The 5,385-nt window shown below is 48.1% G+C and carries 4 protein-coding genes, 4 tRNA genes and 1 rRNA gene; 1 reads left to right on the top strand and 8 read right to left on the bottom strand.

Annotated features, from left to right (window positions below; translation table 11 throughout):
* From BM191_RS16360 to BM191_RS16340, 5 genes are all read right to left on the bottom strand, one after another.
* Positions 1-707: elongation factor Tu (locus BM191_RS16360; RefSeq protein ID WP_092880309.1), on the bottom strand; the 707-nt coding region annotated here is incomplete at its 3' end.
* Between the two features lie 108 nt (positions 708-815).
* Positions 816-891: transfer RNA gene (locus tag BM191_RS16355), tRNA-Thr, on the bottom strand.
* Positions 892-897: 6 nt separating this feature from the next.
* A tRNA-Gly gene (locus tag BM191_RS16350) sits at positions 898-972 on the bottom strand.
* A gap of 172 nt (positions 973-1,144) precedes the next feature.
* Positions 1,145-1,229: transfer RNA gene (locus BM191_RS16345), tRNA-Tyr, on the bottom strand.
* 19 nt (positions 1,230-1,248) lie between these two features.
* Positions 1,249-1,324: transfer RNA gene (locus BM191_RS16340), tRNA-Thr, on the bottom strand.
* A gap of 494 nt (positions 1,325-1,818) precedes the next feature.
* On the opposite strand from BM191_RS16340, the gene coaA reads away from it, so the two are divergent.
* Positions 1,819-2,769 carry a type I pantothenate kinase gene (gene coaA / locus BM191_RS16335; RefSeq protein WP_092880306.1) on the top strand — a complete coding sequence of 317 codons (951 nt, stop codon included), beginning with the start codon at positions 1,819-1,821 and terminating at the stop codon, positions 2,767-2,769.
* 94 nt (positions 2,770-2,863) lie between these two features.
* Here the strand turns inward: coaA and birA are convergent, their stop codons facing one another.
* From birA to rrf, 3 genes are all read right to left on the bottom strand, one after another.
* Complete coding sequence (gene birA, locus BM191_RS16330) at positions 2,864-3,823, bottom strand: bifunctional biotin--[acetyl-CoA-carboxylase] ligase/biotin operon repressor BirA (RefSeq protein WP_092880303.1); 960 nt, start codon at positions 3,821-3,823, stop codon at positions 2,864-2,866.
* Entirely contained in the window at positions 3,820-4,857 is a 1,038-nt protein-coding gene (gene murB, locus BM191_RS16325; RefSeq protein WP_092880300.1) for a UDP-N-acetylmuramate dehydrogenase, read from the bottom strand. Before murB ends, birA begins: the two co-directional genes overlap by 4 nt.
* A gap of 260 nt (positions 4,858-5,117) precedes the next feature.
* Positions 5,118-5,233, bottom strand: a 5S ribosomal RNA gene (gene rrf / locus BM191_RS16320).
* Positions 5,234-5,385: the final 152 nt, after the last annotated feature.

Here is a 5,385-nt window from a genome sequence, read left to right as displayed (position 1 = left end):
ATGCCGCGCTCTACACGACCGGTTACCACGGTACCGCGGCCGGAGATAGAGAATACGTCTTCGATCGGCAGCAGGAACGGCAGGTCGATTGCACGCTGCGGATCCGGGATGTAGGTATCCAGGTAGCCCGCCAGCTCAATGATTTTCTCTTCCCACGCTGCGTCGCCTTCCAGCGCTTTCAGCGCAGAACCGCGTACGATTGGCGTGTCGTCTCCGGGGAAATCATAAGCTGACAGCAGCTCACGCACTTCCATTTCAACCAGTTCCAGCAGCTCTTCATCATCAACCATGTCACACTTGTTCAGGAACACGATGATGTAAGGAACACCAACCTGGCGACCCAGCAGGATGTGCTCACGCGTCTGCGGCATCGGGCCGTCAGTCGCCGCGACAACCAGGATCGCGCCGTCCATCTGGGCAGCACCGGTGATCATGTTTTTCACATAGTCAGCGTGTCCCGGGCAGTCAACGTGCGCATAGTGACGGGTCGGGGTTTCATATTCAACGTGAGACGTGTTGATGGTAATACCACGTGCCTTTTCTTCCGGCGCATTATCGATCTGATCAAACGCACGAGCCTGTCCGCCAAACTTTTTAGACAGAACAGTGGTGATTGCAGCAGTCAGAGTGGTTTTACCGTGGTCAACGTGACCGATGGTACCCACGTTTACGTGCAGTTTGTTACGTTGAAATTGCTCTTTAGCCATCGCTAGTCCCTCTAAGACTCGGATATATCGGAGATATCGTCACATCAACCAGGCAAAGCCCGACTGTTTCATTAATACAGAGAGAGAATCAGGAAGGAGATAAAGAAGTGGTGCTGATACCCAGAGTCGAACTGGGGACCTCACCCTTACCAAGGGTGCGCTCTACCAACTGAGCCATATCAGCACGGCTTGGAGCGGGCAGCGGGAATCGAACCCGCATCATCAGCTTGGAAGGCTGAGGTAATAGCCATTATACGATGCCCGCACCCTGGAACTCGGCTACCTGTTCTGTCTGTAGCTTGTGAATAATAAAGTAAGATTCCTTATTATTCGAGCCAACTTCTAATTTTGTTGGCATGACTGCGCTTACGCTCAGCCGGTAAACCTCATAAGAAGACGCTGCCGCTCATTTGAATCATTCACCCCTTAAGGCTGAATGGTGGTGGGAGAAGGATTCGAACCTTCGAAGTCTGTGACGGCAGATTTACAGTCTGCTCCCTTTGGCCGCTCGGGAATCCCACCTATTCAAATTTTTACTTGATGGTGCCGGCTACCGGAATCGAACTGGTGACCTACTGATTACAAGTCAGTTGCTCTACCTACTGAGCTAAGCCGGCATCAAGTGACGCGCATTCTAGGAAGATAGGAGGCGCTATGCAACTAAAAATTTTCATTTATAGCTTCAATGCTCACTATTTACGCAAATGGAAGTGAAATTCTGGGCTACGCGCTGGTTTTTGTCTATTTTACCGTCAGCAAAACACTTGTTTGTAGTGAATAGCAGGCATAAATCTACCACCGAATCAGCCTTAACTAACGATATTTTTGCACTTTCTTAAGCTTTTATAATGCACTATTTCAGGCCGCTTTTCAGAATAGCCTGGCTGATGATGGGCAGATGAGGGACAAAAGCGCTCATTAATGCGAATCGGGTAGGATTTAGTGCAACTCACTATCATTTTTCTTCAGGTTGCCTGTTGCTGATGGTAACCTGCAGCCCATCGTTTTTTAATTTCTGTTCATTACCAGGCCGACTCTATCTACGAAGCATCGCAGCCCATTTCATATTAAGGTATCAACAGGAAACATTAATGCTGGCCGACGCAAACACATGAGCAAAACACACTCTCTGGTAAAAACACCATACCTGCAATTCAACCGCGCCCAGTGGGCTGCATTGCGCAACACCGTTCCGATGACGTTGACAGAAGATGAAATTGCGCAATTAAAGGGAATTAACGAAGATCTGTCTTTGGACGAAGTGGCAAAAATTTATCTGCCACTTTCTCGGTTGCTGAACTTTTATATTAGCTCAAGCGTTCGACGCCAGACTGTTCTGGAGCAATTTCTTGGTACTAACGAGCAAAAAGTTCCCTATATTATCAGTATTGCAGGTAGCGTAGCCGTAGGTAAAAGTACTACCGCCCGCGTTCTACAAGCACTTCTCAGTCGATGGCCCGGACACCGAAAAGTCGAGCTGATCACCACCGATGGTTTCCTGCATCCAAACGCTGTGCTCAAAGAGCGTGGCTTAATGAAAAAGAAAGGTTTTCCGGAATCTTATGATATCCATCGCCTCGTAGACTTCGTTTCAGCGCTTAAATCCGGCGCTGCGCAGGTAATAGCACCCGTTTATTCGCATCTGATTTACGACGTAGTCCCAGATGGTGACAAATTGGTTCAGCAGCCAGATATATTGATCCTGGAAGGTTTAAATGTATTACAAAGCGGGATGGATTATCCTCACGATCCGCATCGCGTTTTCGTCTCAGACTTTGTTGATTTTTCGATTTATGTCGATGCTTCAGAACAGTTGCTTGAAAGCTGGTATATCAATCGCTTCCTAAAACTTCGCCAGGGCGCGTTTACCAATCCTGACTCTTATTTTCATCATTACGCGCAACTTCCGCAAGATGAGGCAGTGAAAATAGCAACTCAATTATGGAAAGAGATAAACTGGTTAAATCTTCAGGAAAATATTTTACCAACGCGCGAACGTGCCAGTCTGATCATGACTAAAAGTGCGAATCATGCAGTGGAAAACGTGCAGCTGCGTAAATAGGGACATGTTATTTTAGGGGCGTCGACCGCACAATTTTTAGTAGACTGAGCGAAGAGTACGCTGGCAATTTCCTGACGCTGTAGGGAATTGGATTTCACTGTGATCGCAACGATATCTCACCGCCGATCCAGGGTTTAACAACACCATTTTGCTCCAGTAATAGTGCTCCCTGTTCGTCGATTCCCCGTGCAGTCCCCAAAATCTCACGATCGCCTATCAATAGTTTTACCGGTCGATTAAGAAAATTATCCAGATTGGCCCAGCGCTTAGTAAATGGCGTCAACCCATTCCGTTCAAATTCAGCCAGGCTGATACGCAGCTGATTGATTAGCTTTGCCGCCAGTGCATTACGATCAATATCAATACCGGCCTCCTGCAGATTAATCCAGCGCTGATTGACCATTGATGGATCCGGTAAGCGCATCGACAGATTGATGCCAGCACCTAACACCACATGCGCGGCATCACCGGTTTTTCCCGTTAGCTCAACCAAAATACCAGCAAGCTTGCGATCGTTAAGATACAGATCGTTAGGCCATTTGACCCTGACACCATGCGCACCAAGATTTTGTAACACTTCAGCCATTACGATGCCAATAACCAGGCTCAGACCCATTGCCGCGGCAGGCCCCTGCTCCAACCGCCAGTACATTGAAAAATAGAGATTCGCCCCGAATGGAGAAAACCATTGTCCGCCACGTCGCCCCCGGCCGGCCTGCTGATATTCCGCGACACATACCGCACCAGGACGCAATGTAGCCATGTTTTCTAGCAAATATTGGTTAGTTGAATCGATAACAGGAATAACCGAAACATTTCCGTCATCCAGCTGCGCAGCTAAACTTTGCTCGTTTAGCAGCTGTATTGGCGCTGATAAGCTATAACCTTTGCCGGTTAGTGTAAATATATCCAGCCCCCACTCTCGGAGCGTCTGCATATGTTTATTAATTGCAGCCCGGCTCATACCTAGCTGTTCACCTAAATGCTCACCTGAGTGAAACTCACCATCAGCCAGAATACTAACCAGCTTTAACGGTACGCTATTGCCCTTCATGATATTTCCCTCACCGCATCCATTTCGCCTCTTGCACCGATAAAGCGCACCTCAGGTTCCAACCAAATATCAAATTTTTCTCCAACGCGCTGACGCACTATCCGTGCCAACGCGACAACATCGTTCCCTGATGCGTGTTCTTCATTGATAAGTACCAGGGCCTGCTGGCAATGTACCATCGCGCCGCCAATCCTAAAACCCCTGAGGTCGCACTGATCGATAAGCCATCCGGCCGCCAGTTTGACCTTACCGTCTCCCTGCGGATAAGACGGCATTTTGGGATACATCATCAACATTTCATCTGCCTTTGCGCGGTCAATTACAGGGTTCTTAAAAAAGCTACCTGCATTGCCTTTTAAGGCTGGGTCAGGAAGTTTACTGCGCCGCATTTGACAAACTGAATTAAAAATCTGCCGGGGTGTTACCGATTCAGGATCAAGCTTAACCAGGTCACCATAGGTCAAAACGGGTCGCCATAATTTATCCAATTTAAGGCCTATAGCAACAATGGCATACTCGTCACGATAGTGATGCTTAAATACGCTGTCCCGATAGCCAAAAGCACACTCATCAACGTTTAAGCGCATTTGTTTGCCGGTTGGTAAATGAACAATGCTAACGTATTCACAGACTTCCTGAAACTCCACGCCATAAGCGCCAATGTTTTGGATTGGAGCCGAACCCGCACAGCCAGGAATCAATGCCAGATTTTCCAGCCCGGCAATATCTTTTTTCAGGCAAAATGCCACTAACTCATGCCAGTTCTCACCCGCACCTATATGCAAATGCCAGCTATGTTCAGTCTCTTTGATTTTAATATCACAGATTCTGTTAATAAGAACATGACCGTGAAAATCCTCGATAAACAGCACGTTACTGCCTTCACCGAGAATCAACGTGGGTAACTGCTGCCTCTGACTCTCTTGCCAGCGCTTACAGAGCGTTTCCACATCCCGAAGTACGAATATGCCTGCTGCTTGTGCGTTGAGATGGAATGTATTCCAAGAGGTTAACGAATTTTGCTGGCGAAACATTGAATAGCCTTAACTCATTTCATCTGAAAACCATATTACTCGATTATCGATGATTTTTTTGAAAGTTTTGTTGCAAATTGACAGGGGTTGTTATTCACGCGGTAATAAAGCACCAGCCTTATTCGCTGACATTTGTCTTCGCTAAAAACTGGCCTTCTCTGATGCCGCCGGCCCGGTATGACAGTACGACCACCCCATGCCCGGATGACGCCCATAAAAAAACCCCGTGCGCAGGCACGGGGTCTCTTCTTCTGTTTGATGCCTGGCAGTTCCCTACTCTCGCATGGGGAGACCCCACACTACCATCGGCGCTACGGCGTTTCACTTCTGAGTTCGGCATGGGGTCAGGTGGGACCACCGCGCTGTTGCCGCCAGGCAAATTCTTTACGTCATGTCCCGCCTCTTCTCTGCGCAGAACACAACTCTGTTCTCTGTCCGTCAACAAGCCAAAAATTCTCTCAACTCACCCCGAACGCTTCTGGCGTTGTAAGGTTAAGCCTCACGGGTCATTAGTACCGGTCAGCTCAA

Source organism: Izhakiella capsodis, from assembly GCF_900115045.1.
Taxonomy (GTDB): domain Bacteria; phylum Pseudomonadota; class Gammaproteobacteria; order Enterobacterales; family Enterobacteriaceae; genus Izhakiella; species Izhakiella capsodis.
This window is presented reverse-complemented; position numbering and strand designations above follow the sequence as displayed.

What these genes read in the sequence shown, in the direction of transcription:
- murB (WP_092880300.1), bottom strand. Translation starts at nt 4,857, where the DNA reads ATGTTTCGCCAGCAAAATTCGTTAACCTCTTGGAATACATTCCATCTC.
- birA (WP_092880303.1), bottom strand. Translation starts at nt 3,823, where the DNA reads ATGAAGGGCAATAGCGTACCGTTAAAGCTGGTTAGTATTCTGGCTGAT.
- coaA (WP_092880306.1), top strand. Translation starts at nt 1,819, where the DNA reads ATGAGCAAAACACACTCTCTGGTAAAAACACCATACCTGCAATTCAAC.